The following is a 21,086-nucleotide window of genomic DNA, read 5'->3' on the forward strand; positions in this document are numbered from 1 at the left end:
ACGACCAACACCCAATTTAATTCATGCCTGTTGATTTTGCAAAATCCTTTTCAATAATCTTTGATATACAAATCATAAATCGACCTTCATTTCCAATCATTTATTTCATCGGATTGATCTGAGAATGAACTAAAAATGTATTTTGTCTTTATTGTCCTCAATTATTTCTAGCCATGCACGCGTTGCGGGACTCATGGCAACAGTGGTATTCCAGGCCATACTGAGTTTCCAGTCTAGGTTTGGATTTTCTAATTCAGCCATATGGTATTTTGCCGCATCAAGTTGTTCACAATAAATTTTAGGCAGTAGTGCAATCCCGACATTTGAATCTACCATTTTGGCGATAAAGTCCCACTGGCTACTTTTACACACCACATTTGGCTCAAATCCGACGTAATTTGCCGCCTGTATAATGATGTCATTGAGTGTGAAGGTATCGTCATACAATAAAAAAGATTCTTCTTTTAATTCAATCAACGAAACGGTTTTTCGCTTACGCCACTGTGAGTTTTTTTTAGATAATAAACATAAAGGTGACTCCATCACTGGAATACCACTTAACACCGGTTTCAAGTGACCCAAAATAATTCCCACATCGACCTGTTTTTTTAAAATGGCATTTTCAATACCCGTCGCCCCTACCTCAAAAAAGCTCAGTTCAATATTGGGGTATTTTTTATGAAACAGCGCAATTAACTGACTGAACAATACCGATGCCAATGGCGGTAAACCTAGAGTCAATTTACCTTGTTTTAAGGCGCGAACTTGGGTGACAGTATCAAGCATCCGTTGTTGTTCATTCAAAATCACTAAAGCATGCTGATAAATCTGCTCTCCCATATAGGTGAGCTGTGCTTCCCTTTTTCGACCTGCTTCTCCTTTATGAAATAAAGGCACGCCGATCTCATCTTCTAACTGACGAATTAATTTACTAATGGTCGGCTGAGTGACAAAAAGCGCTTCAGCTGCATGACTGAAACTCTGTTTTTGTACGATGGTCACAAAGACTTTTAGGCTTTTAATGTCCATTATTATTCCATTTAAGCATAATTAATAATTAATTATTCATAATTATACAGGGTATGCACTTTTAAAATAGCGTCATCTCCTATTCTGCTGTTGTCTCATGGATACGTTTCCACAATCTACTTCCAAATTTACCCAGTTTCTTAAGACTTTAGCGCAGCTAAGTTTATTGATATTGATCTGGTGGATCGGCTCTTGCATTCAATCATGGTTTAACTTGCCGATCTCTGCTGGCGTGATCGGTTTATTGCTCCTTTTAGCTGCATTGTTGAGTGGTTTATTTAAAATGCAATGGGTCAAACAAGGCTCAGATTTTATTTTGGCTGAACTGGTTCTATTCTTTATCCCCTGTGTAGTTGGATTAATTAAATATCAAGATTTATTACTCAGCTCTGGCTGGCAGTTAATTTTAGCCGTGGTACTGGGTACCGTCTGTGTCATGGTGTTTACAGCATTTACGGTTTATTGGGGCTTTAAACTCGAGGCAAAACTTAAAGCGAAACACCAAACTGCGACAGATCATGATGTCAACACAGCAGGAAAAACCTTATGAACGATTTTGGGTTGAACAGTATCTCAGTGTTGTTTTTCGTCCTGACCCTTGTCGGTTATATTTTGGCGAAAAAGCTACATCGTAAGTTACCGTATATGGTTCTTTCCCCTGCACTATTCGTCCCGTTTGTGCTGATTATACTCATGCTTTGCTTTCATATTTCATATGACACCTATATGCAAGAAAGCCAATGGATTGTATGGATGCTCGGCCCGGCCACTGTGGCCTTTGCTATCCCCATCTATGAATATCGACAAATTATCCGTCAGCATGCGCTGAGTATTAGTTTAGGCATCGTGATTGGCATGTTAGCTGGGATTATTAGTGCTTTTTATTTGGCACAGTTATTTCAATTTGACCAAGAAACGTCTTATAGCTTGATGGCACGTTCCATTTCTACGCCATTTGCCATGGAACTTACCTCAAATATTGGGGGCTCAGTAGAATTGGTGATTCTATTTACCATGATTACTGGGATTGCCGGCGTGGCTTTGGCTGACCTAGTTTTGGCTGGGCTTAAATTGCATTCACGCTTTGCGCAAGGTGCGGCTCTTGGCAATGCCGCACATGGATTTGGTACAAGTAAAGCATTATCACGTCATAAAGAAGAAGGTGTTGCAGCCTGCTTGAGCATGGTACTTGCTGGGGTCTTTATGGTATTGCTTGGGCCATCACTTATTCATTTGGTCATTTATCTATTGGGATAAATAAAAAGCCCAGTGCAATAGCTGGGCTTTTTAAATGATGATTTAAACTGTTTCATCTGTAAAACTATGCAGCTAAATAATGTAGTGCAATGACAAACGCTAAAAGACTAGATACCTCAGTAATTTCAATCGCAGCACCAATTGTATCGCCCGTCACGCCACCAATACGCTGAATAAATTTCCATCGCAAATACAGTAAAGTACAAATAAACGCGAATATACTCACCACTCCAAGCCAGCTAAAATACAAACATGCACTTAGGCAGAGTATAAAGACCAGGTATGCCGACTTTCGTGGAATAGTTGCTGCTATCGATGAGCCCAAGCCTTTTTCACGAACATACTGAGTTGTTAAAAACAAAAATAAAGGGGCTAAACGACCTAATACTGGAAATACAATTAATGCCAAATACATTTGCTGTTGTAGCAAAACATAAAGTGCCGACCATTTGAGTAAGCAAATCACGACGAGGCTCAAAACACCGATCGGCCCACATGCAGGGTCTTTCATGATTTTAAGTGTACGCTCGGCATCACCAAAGCCACCGACCCATGCATCTGCCGTATCAGCTAAACCATCTAGATGTAATCCACCTGTGAGCCAAATCCAAACTACCAGCAAAATACTGCCGAGTAAGATGATTGGCAGGCTGTGAAATATAAAAGCAAGCAAGGCAAGAATGCCACCGATCAACAATCCCACCATAGGATAAAACAACAAAGACTGTCCATTTTGCTGTTTCGATGGCATCGCTTTAAGTTGAATCGGGAAAGTCGTGAGAAACTGTAGAGCAATCCAAAAAGGTGTCATTCTCTTTGCTCCAAAAGACGAATATTTGCACGATTTTGCACAATGAATGAATTTAATTGTCCAAATTCAGCCGTCATTTTTAATAAATCATCTAAATGACTTTGCTGTGCCATACATTTTAATAATTTAATCACGCCACCATGGGAAACCAATAAAACGCGTTGCCAATGATGCTGTTGAGCCTGCAAGACTAGCTCATCTAGACCGCTTAAGATCCTTTGTTGAAATTGTTGAAGACTTTCTGCATTCGGTGGCGTAAATGTGCTAGGACTTTGCCAAAACTGTCCGAGTAACTCTGGGGTGTTTTCATAGATATGCTGAGTCGATACTGCTTCCCAGTCGCCAAAATGCATTTCTTGAAACTTCGCATTTTCAAGCATTGGACGTTCAAGTTGTTGAGACAGTTCCAAAGCAAATAAACGGCAACGCTGTAAGTCAGAAGTGATGATGACATCCCAGCTCGCTAAACCGTATGTATACGTACCGTCTAATGCTTCATCTATGGTCTGCTGCATCTGCTGCCAACCTTTTTGCGTCAAAGCATCATCTGTAGAGCCACGTAAGGTATGGCTCAGTTCAGTCTCACCATGACGCAATATATCTAAACGGAAATGTTCCATTTAGACTTTTTCACCAATCACAGCAGCTTGTGCGAAAGTCGCCATGTTGTTATGTAAACGACATGCCAAACGAATTAAACCCAAGGCCGCACCAGCACCGCTGCCTTCACCTAAACGTAAATTCAACTTCAAAAGTGGTTCAGCTTCAAGAGCTTGAAGTAAACGTTGGTGCCCATATTCAGCCGATTGATGACCAAAGAGCATCCACTCACGTACAGCAGGATTTAAACGAACAGCGACCAAGGCAGAAACCGTACTAATAAATCCATCCACGATCATTGCCAGACCCAATTGCGCACAGCGAATGTATGCTCCAACCATTGCGGCAATTTCCAAACCACCTACAGCACATAGAGCTTTAAAGACATCTTGGCCGACATAGTCCTGATGTAAAGCTAAAGCTTGATCAATCACTTGTTTCTTATGTGCCAATTGTTCAGCACGAATACCTGTACCAACACCTGTCAGTTTTTCGGCCGGCTCATTAAATAAAAAACATGCGACAGCAGAGGCCGAGCAGGTATTGCCAATGCCCATTTCCCCTGCGACATAAATAGACGCACCTGCAGCGATAGCATTTTCAACACTTTTACGGCCGAGATTCATCGCTTCAATACATTGTGATTCGCTCATCGCAACAGTTTTAGCAAAATTTGCCGTCCCTGCTGCAATACAGTAGCGCTCAACCCCTGCATATTCATAGGCTTCACCTACAGAGCCACAGTCAATCACTTGTAGTTTGGCTTGATACTCACGTGCAATGACACTAATACATGCTCCACCTGTCGTGAAGTTTTGTAGCATTTGGCGTGTGACAGCTTGTGGGTAGGCCGAAATATTTTCTTCCATCACGCCATGATCACCTGCAAAGATGGTGATCCATGGAAAATCCATATTAGGTTGATCCGTGTTTTGTAATGATGCAAGTTGCACCGCAACATTTTCAAGTTCTGAAAGCGAGCCCGTAGGTTTGGTTAGCTGTAACTGGTGATTTGACGCCTGTTGCTTAGCTTCGATACTCGGATTTTGACAGGGTTCTTGCCACCAGTTCATGCTTTATCTCCTTTTAAGATCATTGGAAAACCTGCAACACAAAACACCACATGGTCAGCTATTTGACCAATTTGTTGATGTAAGCGCCCAGATTCATCGACGAATTTTCGACTGATTTGTCCCATGGGAACAACGCCCAGTCCAGTTTCGTTACTGACTAAAATAATGTCTGACTTTAATATTGGCAGCACCGTAAGTAATTTTTGGCATTGTTGCTGTTGAAAATCTGCTTGTTCATGCAGCAATAAATTACTCATCCACAGCGTTAAACAATCGATAAGAATGGTTTGATGAGCTTGGTCTATTTCAACTAAGCGATCGGCTAAATACAAAGGCTCTTCAATCAGCCCCCAATGTTCAGGTCGGTCCGCTTGATGATGCTGAATTCGCTCCTGCATTTCCTCATCATAGGCTTGTGCTGTCGCCACATAGATGACGGCTTGAGCACTTTCTTTGGCTTTTTGTTCTGCAAGTCGGCTCTTACCTGAACGCGCCCCACCCAAAATGAAATGAATCATGACTGTGCCATCTCTATATTTTGTCTGAACTGATGTTGATAATAAGGACTCAAAGCGCCTTGTAATACTTGAGCCTGATAATGACCAAAAGTCAGTTGCTCGCTTTCAAAATCAAAGCTGTGCTGCTCAATTTGTTGGATTCTTTCAAAAATATCATCGCTATTCCACGCCTGTTTATACAAGCCCAATGTGATATGCGGACAATAGTCTATTGGTGCAATTTCATTCGAACTAAAATTCAAAGCTTGACGTAGATGGTCTAACTTACGTTCTAAATCCACAATTTCAATAAACAGCGCGCTTTGAAAGCTATTGATCTGACCTGTACGTAACCGAATATTGGTTAGCGATAACTGTCGAAGTTGTTGTTGGTGCAGTGCCAATTCATCTGCTGAGAAATTATCATTCCATCGTTGTTCAGAATGATCGATTAATTGGGTTTTATTTAACTCTTCAAAAAAACCACAAATAAACACGGTAATATGAAATTGGCGCGTATTTGGCGTGTATAAAAGATCTGAAAACTGCGCTCGAAGTGCTGTGAGATACGCCAATAATTCAGGATCCTGTATTTCTATATACCACAAAGCATAGTGCTGACGACCTTGATGCCAATCGGGATAATCCTGATTGAGCGTCGGTACGACTTGCATTGAGGGTTTTAAAAACACAGATAAATCACTTTAAATTTAATCCGCTTTATTAAAGCATGAATCAAAACAGACTTTGCCCAATTTTAATTTAGTAATATTCATTTAAAGCTGAAATTCATTCATCTAAAGCGTCTTTGTAAGAAAAAAATGCCGAGTCATACTCAGCATTTTGATTCAATATATATTGCGCACAGATAAGCATTATATTTTAGGCAAATTTCGCAGTATCTTTCTGATCTTGCGTTACAGCATGGTTTTTCCAAGATGTAAACTGCTCTGTGGACTGATCAGAAAAATGCTGCAACTGTATCATTACATTGGCCTCAATCTGTTCAATACGTTGCAGTTGTTCAAGCTCGTTGGTCTTTTTCAGTTCTGAAAATTGCAACCGGATAAAGTTGATAGCCTGATCCATCGAACATTGATTAACACTCACGGCATACATCAAACCATAGACAATACCTTGCTGTAGGTGCGTTGTCTCCAGTCCATATTTCACATTGGTCGCCAACGAGCCCAACACTCGTTCATTAATTGCAAGTTTACGTAAAGGATCTCGTGCCACACGCGCACATGGATCTTTATACGCATGTTCACAAGAGTTTATAAAGCTTTCTGCCAGTCGTGTTAGATCAAAAGCACGATTTGGTAAGCGTCGTGCTAAACCAGCCTGCACCTCGTCAATAAGTTCATGCATAAATTGATCAACCCGATTATCTGCAAGTGCCACACCTATGGTTTGATGATTGAACAGTGCTGATTGCCAAGCCAACATGGCATGTACGCCATTCCATAAGCGATTTTTAATTAATTGAATATCTTCAATATGATCGACCAAAATCATTTGACGCATTTTTTCTAACAAAGGACTGTTATTTTCTACATAGATCGGCATGTCAGATTCTGCGTTAAATAAAATTAAATCCATGCTTTGCAATATATGACTTGGGTGGAAATTTCGGCGCATATCCTCAACATATAAAGTGGCTTGACGTTCCTGATCAGGATTTAATTTCGTCGCATCTTCTAAGTCTAATTGAGCATTCACTTCAACTTCATCTAATTGAAATTGTTTGAAGATATTATATTTTATACGGAGCTGACGATATAAGTTTTGGTCACTTAACTTAGATACCATGCGGTTGACCACGGTATCGCAAAAATAGTGTTGTTGCATGATTTTCTCTGCAACAACCGCTCCAGCAAGCTCAGTTAAAGCCTGTTTTAAATGTGACATTAATAATTGTTTTGCTCCGACTTTGTTCAAAATGATCAGCATCGTTAGAGGTTCGATGGCTTTCTCATCATGTGCAATATGTCGTGCATACAGGCCTTGTGCAATGGTTTTGGCCTCTTCTGCAATCGCTTTTTCAGGCAAACAGATGGCAACCAAACTTGACTCTGTGTACATCTCTTGCATCTGCTGAATATTTTCAGCATCAATGACTGCCATGTTTTCAATGCGTTCGTCATAAGACAATTGACCATAGCGAATACAATAGGTACCAAATGCATTGACCGCAGAACGATATAAAGGGTTACGAGTCGATGCATAAATTTTTTTCGGGCGTGTATAACCATCCCAATGCGACAAAATTTGTGCTAAATAACCACCACCAATCGCCCCAAAACCATGAATACCAACAGTGAGCTGATTAAGGGTTTGTGGAAAAGCCTCTTGCACATGCGGCATCTCTAAATGCGCAGTGAACGGGTCAAGTTCCGTCAAACAGTCATACATACATTCATAATAATATTTGGCTTTGGACAGCATGTTTTGATTGGGCGATTTAATATCTTTAAACAGTACGGTAATACCGCCAGCCTCAAAGGCCGAAGTCACACCATTTTCCGAGTCTTCAAACATCAAACAATCAGCAGGATTTAAATTCAGCTTTGCGGCAGCACGCATAAATATTTCAGGATGTGGCTTACCATTTTCAACTTCATCGCCACAGACTAAGACATCAAAGAACTTATACACATTTGCATTGATGAGATATTCTTCTGCGATTGCACGGCGACTCGATGTTGCCACGGCCATCCTCAGTCCTGACTTACGTAAGCGTTCTAATACTTGAACCAAGCCTTTTTTGATCGGTACACCAAACTGACGAACATACTCCAACTCTAATTCATCTGCGCGTTTGCGAATATCTGCGTATGGAATGTTTTCATCATATTCAGCTTGGGCCAATCGATGCGCGCTTTGTGCACTTAACCCCAAACAATTCATCAGATATGATTCGGAAAACTCAACACCGATCAATTCAAGAGATGCCTGTTTCAATGTTTGAAACCGTAAACGTTCAGTATCAAACATTGTTCCATCCATATCAAAAATGGCGCCCAGAACCAAATCATTATTAAATTTAAGCATTTAACCTCCGTTATTTTTTATGTGAAAAGAATAACGGAGAAAACTATTGATTCAGTACTTTGAGAATTAATGAAACAATTGTGGTTATTTTTTAATCAAAAAGCTTGCTTTTAAAATCTATTTTGTAAAATCAATCGCTGATCAAGTAACATCATGTAATCAAAACCCACTGTTGTCAGGATAGGCCTATCTTCACACCGACCTATTGAAGTAAGTATACAAGTCTCTGCATATTTCACTCAGTTACTCGCTTCACGGTTTGAGTTTTGGTTTGAAATAAAAAGAATACGATTAAACCAAGCATCACTAAAAATAAAAAATAATACGGAAATTCTTTGTGCCACTGGTATAAACCCGTACTAATCAGTGGCCCGACAACAAAACTCAAAGCCTGAGTGGCTGTACACCAACTTGCCACCTTAGTCTGTAACGCACTGGGCGCCGTTTGCGCTGCACCCGTTGTAAATGCAGGGATTAAACATGCTACCGATATACCATATAACAGGTACGTGGCTTGAAATATCCGTAATTCATTGGTGAAAACCGAAATCAGCAAGGCTACTGCCATGCTAAACAGCCCAACCCACAGTAAGCGATATACGGACCAATTTAAATACTTAGAAATCAGCGTTTGCATAATCACCAAAGCAATACCGACGACAAGAGAACATTCTGCAAAATGCACTGCGCCTTCTGCAGCAGTCATATTAAAGCGGTCTTGAATATAAAACCCGGCCGTTAAATTTACGGTCACGATGGCAAGATAGAGACTAAATCCCAACATTAACCATGGATAGCATTGCTGAATGCTCAAATCCGTAGATGCTGCCTCATGCTTTTCTGTCACTAGCTTTTCAACGCTATGCTGTTCGGTATGTCGGTCAAAGCTGAACACCAAGACCACAGAAATCAACGCTAAAATAATGATTGCTGCCCAAAGCGGCGTCATGATTCCACCAAAGCCCAGCAGCAAGGTGGTTAGAAATGGACCAATGATCACGCCTGCACTATTTAATGCACCGAATTTTGACATTGCTTGTGAACGCTGCTGCTCATTGCTAAAACGGGTCATCACATAAGTTTGCAAGGCAATCTGTGGCATCGCCATAAATACCCCAGTCGCTGCGCGTGACAACATCAATAAACTAAACAGCAGCAACATCCCTATATGAACAGTAAGGCCATACATCAACAGGGCTGTAAATAGCCCCCATGTCACTGCCATGCCCACAAAACCGATACTCAACAACTGATAAATCGAAAACTTGGATTGATTTTTTGAAATGTAAATGGCACCAACAGCCATCAGCAGCGCACCGACGGAAACCATCGCACCGCCTTGTAGTTCAGAAAATTTTAACTCACGAACCAATGGCGCCAACAGCGGCAATATCATCGAGAAACTTGCACCATTGGCAAGACTGGCAGCAATAAACAGTTTATTATTTCGATCCATTATTTTTGTTATCCATTTTTAATGGCTACGTTATAAACAATAGAGGTGACTTAAGCCACCTCTATTTTGTAAGTCACGATACCGTGCTTTAAACCTGATTCAGGCTTTAAATCAGTATTTCACCGTATAACTTAAACCGTAGGTGCGACCTTGAGCCGCTAGGCTAGAAATTGGGCCATAGACAGTTTCAACCGACTGACTGTATACCGACTTATAATCCGTATTCCACACGTTGTAGACACCAAAGCCCACATTACCCGGTCCTACTTTTGCATTGGCAATCACGTCCATCGTTGCAAAGCCTTTAATTGACGCTGCTGGAGCAGATCCATATTTCACAGCGTCTTTTTGGGCTTTGTCTGTACCGCCAATCGCTAAAGCTTGAACACGTAGGCTCATGTCATTATCAAATTGCCACTCTGAAAATGCTGTACCTTTTAAAGGTGCTACACGAATGGCATCCAATTCTTGCCAGTCACCTTGGGTATTTATAAATTGGCCCGTGGTATATGCAACTGTGCCCCCAACCGTCCAATTTGGTTGAACTTCATAACTGGCATTGGCTTCGACACCATAGATACGTTCATCGGTATCAATAACATCAATGGTGTAATTCGGCGCACCAAATTTCAGGCTTTTATCTGAGTCATTATAAAAAGCTGTCACTCCTGCATTTAAACCACCGGCATTTTGTACACGCCAACCGAGTTCATAGTTATTGACTTTAATCGGGTCAATGGTTTGGCTATTAATCACAGAATTTGCTGGCACATCGCGCAGCATACGTTGCACATCGGGCAAGTTTGAACCTTGTGAGAAATTCGCAAACACTTGCTGTGCATCTGTTAAGTGATACACCGCGCCAACATTAAACAGCGTTGCATCATGTTTTACTTTGCCGCCATTCAGTGTTTTCGCCACATAACCTGGGGTTAAATCTGCAGTTATGGCTTCCATATAAGGCACAGATGAATCGACATCGCTTTCTACACGTTCATGGCGAATGCCGGCTTGTAAGCCTAGTCGGTCGGTTAATTCATATTGCGCTTGGGCAAATACCCCAAGTTTTTCTGTTTCAACATCAGGGCCAAAGGCATAATAGTTAAACGGCTGATAACTCAGACCATTACTTTGAATAAATGTAGCACTGTCATACATTTGGATATTTTGTTGATCTTTTTCATTTTCATAGTCCACACCATAGGTTAGCCCCAGTTCACGACCATTTAAGTTAAGATCTTTTTGTAGAGCAACACGTGCGCCTAACACATCAATATCGGTTTCTGACTGATACACCAAGAAGAGTTCAGGGGCCATTTGACGTGCAGATGGGAACCACCGTGCTTTTTCATTTCGATAATAGGTTTCAGCGTTTAGACGATGCCCTAAAATATCCTGATTTTCATATTGTGCGTTGACGCTATAACGTTCAGTTTGTGGTTGTTCAGCAAGTTGTAAGCCTTTTACTGCATTTAGTGACAACGGCAGCTTGCCACCCACGGGCTGTGAGCGCAGCGCATTTAAATTTGGACCATAGTCTGGACCATAGTCACTATCTTGCTCATCATTATAATATTGCGCACCAAAACTCAGCGTTTGACCATCGGCAATTTTCCAACTGACACGACCATTTAGATCTAAGGTGTCGGTATCTTGACGGTCTGTTTGCGCAATCTCAGGCCCAATACGGTTGCCATGGCTATCTTGTATTTCACCACGTTTGGTATAGCTTGCACCTAAAGTTCCGCGTAAATTGCCTTGATTAAAGTTCATGGTTTGTGCAGCTTCATAAGCTAGCGCATCAGACTTAAAATTATTACCAGAAGTGACACCGACTTTCGTTTCAAAACTCAGCGGCTCAGATCCACCACGTTTGGTGATGATATTGATAATACCGCCTGTCGCACCTGAACCATAAATACTACTTGCACCTGAGACCACTTCAATTCGTTCAATCATCGACGGGCTAATACTCGCCAGTTGTCGAGATCCATCACGATATCCCGTTTGCGGCACACCATCGATCATGTATTGCACCACACGTCCACGCATGGTCATCCCATAGTTAGACGTTGTACCACTCGATGGAGTCAGTGATGGCACCAATAAACCGACAATATCGGCTATGCTTTTACCTGCATTGGCTTGTTTTTCAATTTCTTCTTTAGGAATGCTGTACACCGTACCCGCAATATCGGCAATGCTTTTCGCAGAACGGGTTGCCGTCACGACAATCGGGGCCATTTTAGTGGCTTCTGTAGTTTGTGTTTCAACTGCTGTATTTTGTGCTGTGTCCGTTGTGACGTCTTGCGCATAAAGCTGAGTGCAAATTGCAAGGCTGAGACAAGTCAGTTGCATCGGTAGAGCTAAACGTTTCATATTCTTTTCCATTTCTTAGAGTTCCGATTGAGTCGAAAGTGTTTGAGTTTTTAAATTTTGTGTTTTTAAAACAATGCGTTGACTAAGTAAGACACTGATTACTGAGCCGATTGCCAATACCAAGTAAAAATGTCCATAGCCTAATGATTTTGCGAGAAAGCCTGAAAATGCGCCGCCAATAAAGTAAACGAGCAATTCAAAGCAAACTAATATGGTGAAATCGGTACCTGCCTGTTCTTTAGAACTGGTCTGCATGAAATAGGCATAGAGTGATGTCATGGCGATATAACGAATGGCTAGCATCAACACGACAAATAGACCTAAAAGCAGATGCCATTGATTCAACCACTCCAATACAACGGCTGCCCCAATGACGGCATATAGCAATGTACGTAACCATCCTGCCCAGACCAACAATTGCGTCACTTTGATTTTTTTCAGCAATACAGCTGCACTAACAGCTGCAATCAGACCGACACCGGCACCGACCACAGACATCAACACCCCGATCTGAGACAGTGACCATTTTTGATCGATCAACATGGGATTCAGCATCGCCATAGCAGGTGCTTCCACCACGCGATAACAAACGATGAGCAGCAAGGCCCAACGAATTTCAGGTCGTTTAAACGCTTGTCGTAGGCTTGGTTTGGCTTTGGCAATTTGAGTTTGTGGTTCTTCTTGAATAAAAAACACAGCAAACATGGTTAAAAATGTCAGCAGCGCTAAAGTTGTGAGTGCTGACTGCCAACCCCAATATTGGTAAATCCATAAAGTCGCAGCGCCACCGAGCATGCTCCCGACAGCCACCCCAATACTCTGTGCCATACTGCCCAGACGGTAATTGCCTTCGGTAAATTTCTCTACGGTATAACCATCAATCGCAATATCTTGCGTTGCCGCAAACGTTGAAATCCATAAACCAACAATGACAAATAAAGTCAGCCCATAAGAAAACTGCGTAAAGGCTAAAACCAGTACCCCCAGTACCAATGCGATTTGCGTAAACAACAGCCATGTTTTACGTTTACCGAGTTTTTTGACATAGAGCTGATCGATCCAAGGCGCCCAAAAAAACTTGAATGCCCACGGAATATAAAGCAGCGATAACATGCCGATCCAGCGTAAATCTACCCCTTGATGTCGTAAAATGGCAGGCAAAGCCACATTGTAAAAATACAAAGGCAATGCATGTGCTAAGTACAAAATGATCACGACGCTCAAACTTAGGACTGAAATTTGAGATGGTGAAATAGCATGATTTAATTTTCTTGAGTGTTGTTGCATATCCACCTCTGCACTGCCCATTGCAGCGCATCAGACTGTTCTAATGAAACGTAATAAGGCACACGCCACGCTGCATGCAGCGCGGGTGTATTTAAACGTTTGAAGTCATCTGGATCTTGCGCAATACGCACCAGCCCCAAACAATATTGAAAAAAGAGATGTTTAAACTTCTTGTACCAAACGGCCTGTATTTGCCGATATTCTTCAGGAAAAGTCGTTCCCTCAGCCGTTTGCATAACCAAAACAAAGGGCTGACTTTTCAGAAAAAAGCGCTCAACTTGAGTCAACCATTGTTCAAACTCTTCCACTGAAACATGCGCTGAAAAGCGCATGTCCAGTATGTGCATGTGGGTGCAGCTATAACTCATGACACCGCCTTAGCTAGTTGCTGATGCTGAAATGCCTTGGAGTCGTTTAAGTAATGACCAAATTTTGAATAAAATGTTTCTCTAAAGCAGTAATACAACATGGCGGTCTTTTCAGGCATTGGGATTAGGCGCTGCGCTTCATAGCACATGTCTTCAACCACGACGGCATAAGGCTTCACACTATGATCAGGCTCTCCCACAATCTTGGCTGATGCGGCATTTTCAAAGATATAAAAACTCAATAAACGCATGACGGGACGTAAATAGCCTTTACCAAAAACGGACTTTTCACCAAATAACAAATGCCAACCTAGATCAAGCTCATCACCGTCGTAGTACAAACCTAATCGATCCCGTTTTCCTTCGTAAATCTCTGTGTAGCCCACGTCTTCACCATTGACTCCTACGATCAAAATTCGGTGATGATCATCTGCCAGCATTTTTTCGTAATACACTTTTAGTTCAGTTTCTGACTTATTGAGCTGCCATTGTGGAATCACATGCAGTTCATGCATCCATTTATGAACCAACGCCATATCTTCTGGATATTGCATTTGTCGTAAGTAGTATTGCGTCTCATTCTCATGGTATTCATAAAAATCAGGTAGTTGTCGTGATAAAGTTGTCATGATGTCGTCCTTTAAATTTGTTTAATCTTTTCTGTTCTTAGCTCAAATATCTGCTTATGACGCAATACGGTTGGGTGTCATTTTCTGCTCAGCGGTATGCTGTTGTTTCGCCCATTGGTTTAAAGTGCTTGGACTCACAGGATTTGCAATTGGATCTAAAAATACAGGTACTGGTCGTTCTGCTTCGTCGTTATAACTGGTGGTAAACAGTCGAACACGGTTCAGACAAATTTTCTCGAAACATGGACGGAACATACTGAATTTTTCAATACGATCTGCCAATTCTGGATGCGCCTGATGAAATTCGTCGATCACGGTGGAGATGGTTTGCCAAAACTCAAGTTCTGTATGCTCTGGATAATCTTCAAGGAAGACATTACAGATATAGCGGTAATGCACCATGAATAAACCTGTAAATATAAAGTGACTAAGTTCTTCAGCAGGATGACGCAGTAAAATTTGCCCTTCAGGCGGTAAATTTTCGAGTTCAGGAAAATCTTCATCAACTAAATTGACATCATCAATAAAGTCCTTCAGCACCATTTTTTTTGGTAGACCATTTTCATGGATCAACATGGTGTTTTCACCGTGCGGAGAAAAAGCTAAACCATATTTGTATAAGCAAATCAGTAGCGGTGTTACGCAGACTTCGGCAAAACGCTTCAGCCACTGCAAAGGCGTCAAACCTGAAGCCTGAATCAACACAGATAAAATAGACTGACCGTTTAGGTCTCGATGCAACAACGCTGCTTGGGAAAGCGCTAACTGATGTTCACCGATACATGGTTCTACACTTTCACGCCATAAACAACCAAACAATTCTTTAAATTGGTAAGGCGCACCATCTATCTGATCAAAACATGGCTGTTGTAAAGTGAGACTCGCAACTTCCCCCAAAAATGCCACCTGTGTTTTTTGCAGGTCTACATCATGATGTTGAATGTCCTTCAGCCAAGCGGTCACCGTAGGTGCAGCTAAATTTCGTTTTGAAGGCAAACCTCGATATACCGCCGTATTAAAGATACTGACAGGTAACTTCACATAATGCCGTTCAGGATGACTGGTATTGCATAATGTACGAATTGATTGCATTGGAACATAGTCATCTTGTCCAATCTCCAATTCGACAATGCGCTTATCGACGATTTCATTGGCATAGGTCGGGATTAACCACTGATGCCATTGCCATGCATGTACAGGAATAAAGTAATATTCAGCAGCATCTAAGGCTTTGTCCGCTAATTGCTGTTGAAAATCGTGTAATTGCGCTGAGTTCAATTCATGGCGATATAAACTTTGCGCATCCCAAGCCTCGGTCGAACGAAACTCAGCTAAATCACGATGAACAGCTAACCACAAGACTTTGACTGTTGGAGAAATCTCTGGTGCTGAGCTTAAATAATCATCATAGCCAAAACCCATACGGCCTTTACTCATAATGAGCCATGGGTGTCCACGCAACATGCCTTCAATTTGATAGTGCGGTGCTGACAGCACAGCCTGACTTAGCAATCTCTGTTCATCAAAAACATGTGCTTCAGCCAACCATGTATTGTTCATTTCTTTAATCAAATAAGCCTTGGTAAATGGCTTCACCTCAGCTTGAGTTGAAAAAGCACGAATAAATTCATGCAGATTCCATGCGGGCTGTGCTGTCGATTCACTTAATTCGCGAACGCTCCCTTCAACAATACGCCAATGCCCAAGCAGAAACTGTGTCGCTTCAAATTGATACGTTTTGTCATCCAGATTGAGTTGCCATGTGTTATTTTCCACTGGCTGAATCTGAATAATTTCTTCATATAAAAATTCAGCAATCGCCATTTCAATCAGTCTTTGCCCTGCACGGCGCCACTGCGTTTGATCTATCTGTAATTTTGCAAATGTCATTATAATTTCTCGAGTTTAACCGTATTCTGTTCTTGCTTATTCGGCATGGTCGTATTGCGGTTCATTGCATAGTTGGCAATGGTTTTTTTTACGGATAAAGGTCTTTGGATATTGGTTGGTGCTGATTTCTTCACAATGCCCATACTGTGCATTTCAGCATTTTCACAGGGTGAAAAATGTTGGAAACTTTGCGCTTGATCACCCAAATCGTATAAGTTAAAACCCAGTAATTGATTGGCAATGACTGCTGCACGGTGAGCACCCAACCCTAAATCAGGAGTCCCGACACCGTGACTGTGCATTTCCTGATTTTGAACAAAGATCTCACCGACAGCGTCATGCTGTACTCGGTAGTCCTGACTAATTTTCCAGCGACCGAACTCATCACACTGAATCAGCGGTTTTAGATATTTGAGATATTGCCACTCTGGACTGTGATATCCCGTTGAAGCCACGACAAAGTCCGCATCCAGATAGAATTGTTCTGCCGTGACTTTATGCTGAAACTGCAAACGAATGCCCGCACCATGAGGCTCGGCATCGACCAAACCCACCTGAGCATGTAAATGCGTCTGTTGAATATTTTGACCAATACTCCGGTGATACAGTTTTTGGTAAATATCACGGATGGTTTTTGCACTGATGCCCTTATATAACAAACCTTGTTGTTTCAGTTGTTCGACTTTATTTTCAAGACTTAGTTGATAAAAATGCGTAGTATAATCCGGACTAAAATGCTCCAATCCAAGTGGTGCATATTCCATTGGGAAAAACCCATTTGAGCGTGTCAGCCAATGCAATTTAAACTGCGCTGTTGTGGTTTGATCCTGCAAATATTGACGATCAAACAGATCCATAAAGACTTCGGCCGAAGACTGGCCTGATCCCAGTACAACCACATTCCCTTTCAAGTGATTTAACGCTGCATTGCAATAATTTGCAGAATGTAAGCAGCGCTCCGGATATTGCTGTTGTATGTCTTTTAGACACTGTGGTAAATGCGGAATATTGCCCGAACCAATGACCAAATTTCGACATTGATAACGTCTAAAACGTCCATCTTGTTCAACCATGACTTCAAAGCCTTGCTCTTGGGCATAAATGGCTTTTACGGTTGATTGATATTGAATATGCTCTAGTTGGTCTGCAACCCATTGACAATAATGGTTATATTCACGTCTAGGAATCTGAGCTTGTTCTAAAAAATAGAATTTGTATAAACGCTGCTGCGCCTTTAAGTAATTTAAAAAACTAAAAGGACTGGTTGGATCGACCATGGAAACCAGATCGGCCATAAACGGCACTTGCAGTACTGTATTGGGCAATTGCATACCCGCATGCCAGTCGAACTGTGGTTTCTTTTCAAAAAATTGATACTGCAAATGATTTTGCTTATGTAGCAAACTCGCCAAACTAAGGTTAAATGGCCCTAAGCCTATCCCAATAAAATCAAGCATATTGCACATCCTTCTGTTCCACACATAAAGGATTTGGCAACGGTACATAAACCGATTGCTGATCGACTGGGGCAATCAATTCATCCAGCTCATACAAGCGTGTCAACAGATTGCCCTTATACGGCAAGGTCGGCTGATACAGTAATGAATGAATCAATGAACTCTCTGGATAAGCCTGATGTAAGTCCAACAGTTCATTTTGCAATATCGATATCAACACTTGCTCTGTGACATATCCAGTTGCACCAATTGCGTTGATAATGCCGAATAAAGTATTACCAAAGAAATAATAGCTAAAGCGCTCATCGACAAAGGCTTTGGAACCCACGGCATGCGCTTTTTCTTGCAACTCTGGAAACGCGCTTAAGACATCACCTGCAAGTTCTTCAATATAGTAAAAGCCTTGATTGTCACGCAGCCATAGATATTTAGGCATTGCATTTTCAAGCTCAAGTAAGACATTTTGCTGATGTGATTCAAAAGCCATTCCGTATCGGTGATACAAATACATCAGTGGTTTTAGACTGATAGCTAAGAATTGTTTAAACCAATTGATCGCAATGGCGCTTTGATCAAGTTCAGGTTGTTGTTTTGCGATTTGTTCGAATAGTGCATTAAAACGGCTTATCGGCTGTGCAGGATGATCTTGACACAATGATGCAATACAACTCACCTGCTGCTTTTCACTAAAAGGCTGATCACGGAAGATGCAAATAGTTTCATCGACTATTTCATCATCTATGCTCAATGCCATCCATGCAGGATCATTCACCGCTTTGAGCGTTGGGCATTGTTTTAAAATACGTTCACCAAGACTTGAATGCCAAAGTCGATGGGTCATTTCACCACGGTGGCATTCTTTGGCAAGATTGACTCGGATTGAATTGGTGATCATTACGGAAAGTGATGGTTTCAACATCCACGGCGCCGCAAAACTTGCCATGGTACGTACAGATGTTGTTGGTGAAAATGTCCAACCCTTTTCGCCGAAGTCGATAATTTTTAATTTGGTTTTTAAGTTTTTAAACCATGCTTTTGACTGTAAATAGCGTGCTTGCCAAGGATGCAAAGGTAATAACTTATAATGCGAATAGGCATTCAGTAGTGCTTGATCAGTTTCTGATAAATGCCATTGCAATTCGCTTTTCAATTGCGTTGATACAGTTTGATCTAAAGCTGAACCTTCTTGAATATATTCTGGAGCAACCAACCAATAATGCAGTTGGCTGAGACCTTTGGCTTCTGGCGAATACCTTTCCCAATCTTCATGCACAAAACCAACCCGACTTTTCGGTGCAGGATGCATGCTGTGCCCTAAAATTAAGGCCTGTTCCGATTCAATGAAACTTTGTTCCGCTTGGACCAAGGCCTCTAAATCATGTTCACGTAGTGTCAAAAATTGTGTAAGCGCTTCACGACTTTCGATCCAACGCTCTAATAATGATGAAGCATCCAATGTATGACCTGACTCTTGTACGAGCTGTTCAAGCAATAAACTCGCGATCGCGGTGATACTAAATGACTGTTTCTGTCCCTTGTTAAAGACGTGTGGGAGATCTGCAAGACGATGTCTACCAACAAGGCTGACATAAGATAGTGGTACAAATAACTGTGATTGAATGCAATCTAAAGGGATGCATAACAACGTCAAGCCTTGGCTAAACGTCAATTGTGATGAATTCTGTTGATACTTTTCCAGCAAAATACCTTTACCGGTTTCTTGTGAGTATGCATTGACAAGATGCTGCATCGCCAAGCGATTAGCAAGCTCTTTCATCTGACCATATCCTCTATTTTTAAGCTTTTCCAAGCTTTGTCATGTAATTATGTTTCTTTAACTGTGCAAGTCATGCTTAGTACGCTGGCCAGCGTGAAACTATGTTAATGATAATCATTATTGTTAATAATTGCATTTTTGTGAAGATTTGCTACAGGATTGCAAATTTGGTCTTATCTCTATGTATTTAAAAATTAATTTTTTTGATATGAACTTTTCTGTTTTTATTTATACAATTTTCTGAAATGGAACTAAATGATAATTTTCTCATTTAGCATAGAACAAATGAATCGAATTGCTTATTTTTTAGCCAAATTATCACATTGTGCAACTTAAACTAAAAACCCATGTCTTTTACATGGGTTTTTATATTCTGCTTCCAACCGAGCTTTTATTTAAAGCAAAGTACAAAAAGTGTAGTTAAATTTTAATCATTGAAGACTTTACTGGCATCATACTGATCATGCATCTTTATTGACTATAAGCATGTATTTCATAACAAACACCCACTGATTTCTGATCCATATCTTCTATTCAGACTGGCTATACAGCATGAATGATGAATATGTACTCAAACGATTGGGTTGAAATCAATCAATTGATTTAACAACCCAATCCAAAAACTTGTGCTTATCAAAAAAGTCTGGCGCAGCATTCGCAAATACACTTTTTTCTCTGTTGTTAAATATTCCTTTGTAATAAAAAGACCTATCTGCGGTAAATTTTGACTCATCCCCTTCATGTAATTCTTTAAAGAAAATCGATAACTGCATAAATCGACTTTTAGACGCTAAACCATGTTTTTCTAATACAAAATTATAGATTTGCTCAATAATCGCTTTAGTATTTGAATAAGGCATTTTGTTGTCTCTTTATTAGATCGCTCTTTCAAATTACAGCTTTTAAATTAAAATACAACTGTTCTAGTCGGATTTTAAATACCTATTTTTTATAGGTATTTTTACATTTAAATATAATTAAGCACTATTAATGAATGAGCCTCTAAACATGAAGTTTTACTAAATTTTGCTTCTGCAACTTCATGGATTTTCGTTATTCAAAGCTAAAACGGAAATAACAAAAAAGCCCACCTGTTTCCAAGTGAGCTTACAACTACTTCCAATGGCAGGAGTCATGACTGTATTAGCAGAAGGAACTTGTCTGCTTAGTGTGTTACTAACTAAATTAACAGTTGGAAAAGGAATTTGGGATACAGATGAAAAGAAAGCACCGCTTGGAAGTTGCGATATCACTTTACCAGAGCCAAACTTACAACTCGTTGAGGTTGAATTAACATTAGGATACACAGTGAAACCAGCAGATAGTGTGGGATACGTAACCCCTATTCCTCCATATAAGAAATATACTTTTAAACTAAATTCAGCAGCTAAGCGTGTAAACTAATGAAACAAATAATATTTCCATTATTACTATCAATCCTTCCACTTTCAGCTTGTGGTAATTCAAGTGAAACAGCCCCCCCCTTGCACAAAGTTCAGCAACTAAAGTTGATGCTGAGCTT

General features: G+C 40.8%; 19 protein-coding genes. 3 read left to right on the forward strand and 16 right to left on the reverse strand.

The annotated features are described in order from the left end of the window. Positions 1-129: 129 nt before the first annotated feature. Positions 130-1,029, reverse strand: a complete 900-nt coding sequence (locus FTU06_RS07810; protein WP_180011413.1) for a LysR family transcriptional regulator — start codon at positions 1,027-1,029, stop codon at positions 130-132. A 97-nt stretch (positions 1,030-1,126) separates the two neighbouring features. Here FTU06_RS07810 and FTU06_RS07815 point away from each other — a divergent pair, with 97 nt between their 5' ends. Then, entirely contained in the window at positions 1,127-1,579 is a 453-nt protein-coding gene (locus FTU06_RS07815; RefSeq protein WP_111884333.1) for a CidA/LrgA family protein, read from the forward strand. Further along, positions 1,576-2,286 (forward strand): LrgB family protein, encoded by a 711-nt coding sequence (locus FTU06_RS07820; RefSeq protein ID WP_171262654.1) that lies wholly within the window; start codon positions 1,576-1,578, stop codon positions 2,284-2,286. Before FTU06_RS07815 ends, FTU06_RS07820 begins: the two co-directional genes overlap by 4 nt. A 64-nt stretch (positions 2,287-2,350) precedes the next feature. Here FTU06_RS07820 and FTU06_RS07825 read toward each other — a convergent pair whose 3' ends face one another. The 15 genes from FTU06_RS07825 to FTU06_RS07895 form a co-directional block, all read right to left on the reverse strand. Next, the gene (locus tag FTU06_RS07825; RefSeq protein ID WP_180066518.1) at positions 2,351-3,097 is read right to left on the reverse strand and encodes an adenosylcobinamide-GDP ribazoletransferase; all 747 of its coding nucleotides are present in this window, start codon (positions 3,095-3,097) and stop codon (positions 2,351-2,353) included. Continuing rightward, positions 3,094-3,717: a histidine phosphatase family protein gene (locus FTU06_RS07830; RefSeq protein WP_180145900.1), complete on the reverse strand. Its 624-nt coding sequence runs from the start codon at positions 3,715-3,717 to the stop codon at positions 3,094-3,096. The genes FTU06_RS07825 and FTU06_RS07830 overlap by 4 nt, the downstream gene beginning before the upstream one ends. Continuing rightward, positions 3,718-4,770, reverse strand: coding sequence for a nicotinate-nucleotide--dimethylbenzimidazole phosphoribosyltransferase (gene cobT, locus FTU06_RS07835; RefSeq protein WP_180145903.1), 1,053 nt, complete (start codon positions 4,768-4,770; stop codon positions 3,718-3,720). Next, the gene (gene cobU, locus FTU06_RS07840; RefSeq protein ID WP_180003751.1) at positions 4,767-5,288 is read right to left on the reverse strand and encodes a bifunctional adenosylcobinamide kinase/adenosylcobinamide-phosphate guanylyltransferase; all 522 of its coding nucleotides are present in this window, start codon (positions 5,286-5,288) and stop codon (positions 4,767-4,769) included. Before cobU ends, cobT begins: the two co-directional genes overlap by 4 nt. After that, the gene (locus tag FTU06_RS07845) at positions 5,285-5,959 is read right to left on the reverse strand and encodes a 2'-5' RNA ligase family protein (RefSeq protein ID WP_373684698.1); all 675 of its coding nucleotides are present in this window, start codon (positions 5,957-5,959) and stop codon (positions 5,285-5,287) included. The genes cobU and FTU06_RS07845 overlap by 4 nt, the downstream gene beginning before the upstream one ends. A 190-nt stretch (positions 5,960-6,149) precedes the next feature. Further along, the gene (gene mtlD, locus FTU06_RS07850; protein WP_180145906.1) at positions 6,150-8,321 is read right to left on the reverse strand and encodes a bifunctional mannitol-1-phosphate dehydrogenase/phosphatase; all 2,172 of its coding nucleotides are present in this window, start codon (positions 8,319-8,321) and stop codon (positions 6,150-6,152) included. Positions 8,322-8,556: 235 nt separating this feature from the next. Continuing rightward, on the reverse strand, positions 8,557-9,777 hold the full coding sequence (locus tag FTU06_RS07855) for an MFS transporter (RefSeq protein WP_168378656.1): 1,221 nt from the start codon (positions 9,775-9,777) through the stop codon (positions 8,557-8,559). Between the two features lie 111 nt (positions 9,778-9,888). Next, on the reverse strand, positions 9,889-12,156 hold the full coding sequence (locus tag FTU06_RS07860) for a TonB-dependent receptor (protein WP_180145909.1): 2,268 nt from the start codon (positions 12,154-12,156) through the stop codon (positions 9,889-9,891). Between the two features lie 15 nt (positions 12,157-12,171). Further along, entirely contained in the window at positions 12,172-13,443 is a 1,272-nt protein-coding gene (locus FTU06_RS07865) for an MFS transporter (RefSeq protein ID WP_257234339.1), read from the reverse strand. Beyond that, positions 13,419-13,811 (reverse strand): hypothetical protein, encoded by a 393-nt coding sequence (locus tag FTU06_RS07870; RefSeq protein ID WP_180078912.1) that lies wholly within the window; start codon positions 13,809-13,811, stop codon positions 13,419-13,421. The genes FTU06_RS07865 and FTU06_RS07870 overlap by 25 nt, the downstream gene beginning before the upstream one ends. After that, positions 13,808-14,440, reverse strand: a complete 633-nt coding sequence (locus FTU06_RS07875) for a GNAT family N-acetyltransferase (protein WP_180145915.1) — start codon at positions 14,438-14,440, stop codon at positions 13,808-13,810. Before FTU06_RS07875 ends, FTU06_RS07870 begins: the two co-directional genes overlap by 4 nt. Positions 14,441-14,494: 54 nt before the next feature. Beyond that, positions 14,495-16,330: an IucA/IucC family siderophore biosynthesis protein gene (locus FTU06_RS07880; protein WP_180145918.1), complete on the reverse strand. Its 1,836-nt coding sequence runs from the start codon at positions 16,328-16,330 to the stop codon at positions 14,495-14,497. Then, positions 16,330-17,787 carry a lysine N(6)-hydroxylase/L-ornithine N(5)-oxygenase family protein gene (locus tag FTU06_RS07885; protein WP_180145920.1) on the reverse strand — a complete coding sequence of 486 codons (1,458 nt, stop codon included), beginning with the start codon at positions 17,785-17,787 and terminating at the stop codon, positions 16,330-16,332. The genes FTU06_RS07880 and FTU06_RS07885 overlap by 1 nt, the downstream gene beginning before the upstream one ends. Beyond that, entirely contained in the window at positions 17,780-19,564 is a 1,785-nt protein-coding gene (locus FTU06_RS07890; protein WP_180145923.1) for an IucA/IucC family siderophore biosynthesis protein, read from the reverse strand. The genes FTU06_RS07885 and FTU06_RS07890 overlap by 8 nt, the downstream gene beginning before the upstream one ends. A 590-nt stretch (positions 19,565-20,154) precedes the next feature. Then, entirely contained in the window at positions 20,155-20,424 is a 270-nt protein-coding gene (locus tag FTU06_RS07895) for a hypothetical protein (RefSeq protein ID WP_168378663.1), read from the reverse strand. A 274-nt stretch (positions 20,425-20,698) separates the two neighbouring features. On the opposite strand from FTU06_RS07895, the gene FTU06_RS07900 reads away from it, so the two are divergent. Then, on the forward strand, positions 20,699-20,968 hold the full coding sequence (locus tag FTU06_RS07900; RefSeq protein WP_180003768.1) for a hypothetical protein: 270 nt from the start codon (positions 20,699-20,701) through the stop codon (positions 20,966-20,968). Positions 20,969-21,086: the final 118 nt, after the last annotated feature.

The organism is Acinetobacter sp. YH12052 (genome assembly GCF_013419835.1).
GTDB classification, from domain to species: domain Bacteria; phylum Pseudomonadota; class Gammaproteobacteria; order Pseudomonadales; family Moraxellaceae; genus Acinetobacter; species Acinetobacter amyesii.

Excerpts from the sequence above, each read along its gene's own strand:
- FTU06_RS07810 (WP_180011413.1), bottom strand. The coding sequence starts at position 1,029 with ATGGACATTAAAAGCCTAAAAGTCTTTGTGACCATCGTACAAAAACAG.
- FTU06_RS07815 (WP_111884333.1), top strand. The coding sequence starts at position 1,127 with ATGGATACGTTTCCACAATCTACTTCCAAATTTACCCAGTTTCTTAAG.
- FTU06_RS07820 (WP_171262654.1), top strand. The coding sequence starts at position 1,576 with ATGAACGATTTTGGGTTGAACAGTATCTCAGTGTTGTTTTTCGTCCTG.
- FTU06_RS07825 (WP_180066518.1), bottom strand. The coding sequence starts at position 3,097 with ATGACACCTTTTTGGATTGCTCTACAGTTTCTCACGACTTTCCCGATT.
- FTU06_RS07830 (WP_180145900.1), bottom strand. The coding sequence starts at position 3,717 with ATGGAACATTTCCGTTTAGATATATTGCGTCATGGTGAGACTGAACTG.
- cobT (WP_180145903.1), bottom strand. The coding sequence starts at position 4,770 with ATGAACTGGTGGCAAGAACCCTGTCAAAATCCGAGTATCGAAGCTAAG.
- cobU (WP_180003751.1), bottom strand. The coding sequence starts at position 5,288 with ATGATTCATTTCATTTTGGGTGGGGCGCGTTCAGGTAAGAGCCGACTT.
- mtlD (WP_180145906.1), bottom strand. The coding sequence starts at position 8,321 with ATGCTTAAATTTAATAATGATTTGGTTCTGGGCGCCATTTTTGATATG.
- FTU06_RS07855 (WP_168378656.1), bottom strand. The coding sequence starts at position 9,777 with ATGGATCGAAATAATAAACTGTTTATTGCTGCCAGTCTTGCCAATGGT.
- FTU06_RS07860 (WP_180145909.1), bottom strand. The coding sequence starts at position 12,156 with ATGAAACGTTTAGCTCTACCGATGCAACTGACTTGTCTCAGCCTTGCA.
- FTU06_RS07865 (WP_257234339.1), bottom strand. The coding sequence starts at position 13,443 with ATGCAACAACACTCAAGAAAATTAAATCATGCTATTTCACCATCTCAA.
- FTU06_RS07870 (WP_180078912.1), bottom strand. The coding sequence starts at position 13,811 with ATGAGTTATAGCTGCACCCACATGCACATACTGGACATGCGCTTTTCA.
- FTU06_RS07875 (WP_180145915.1), bottom strand. The coding sequence starts at position 14,440 with ATGACAACTTTATCACGACAACTACCTGATTTTTATGAATACCATGAG.
- FTU06_RS07880 (WP_180145918.1), bottom strand. The coding sequence starts at position 16,330 with ATGACATTTGCAAAATTACAGATAGATCAAACGCAGTGGCGCCGTGCA.
- FTU06_RS07885 (WP_180145920.1), bottom strand. The coding sequence starts at position 17,787 with ATGCTTGATTTTATTGGGATAGGCTTAGGGCCATTTAACCTTAGTTTG.
- FTU06_RS07890 (WP_180145923.1), bottom strand. The coding sequence starts at position 19,564 with ATGAAAGAGCTTGCTAATCGCTTGGCGATGCAGCATCTTGTCAATGCA.
- FTU06_RS07895 (WP_168378663.1), bottom strand. The coding sequence starts at position 20,424 with ATGCCTTATTCAAATACTAAAGCGATTATTGAGCAAATCTATAATTTT.
- FTU06_RS07900 (WP_180003768.1), top strand. The coding sequence starts at position 20,699 with ATGACTGTATTAGCAGAAGGAACTTGTCTGCTTAGTGTGTTACTAACT.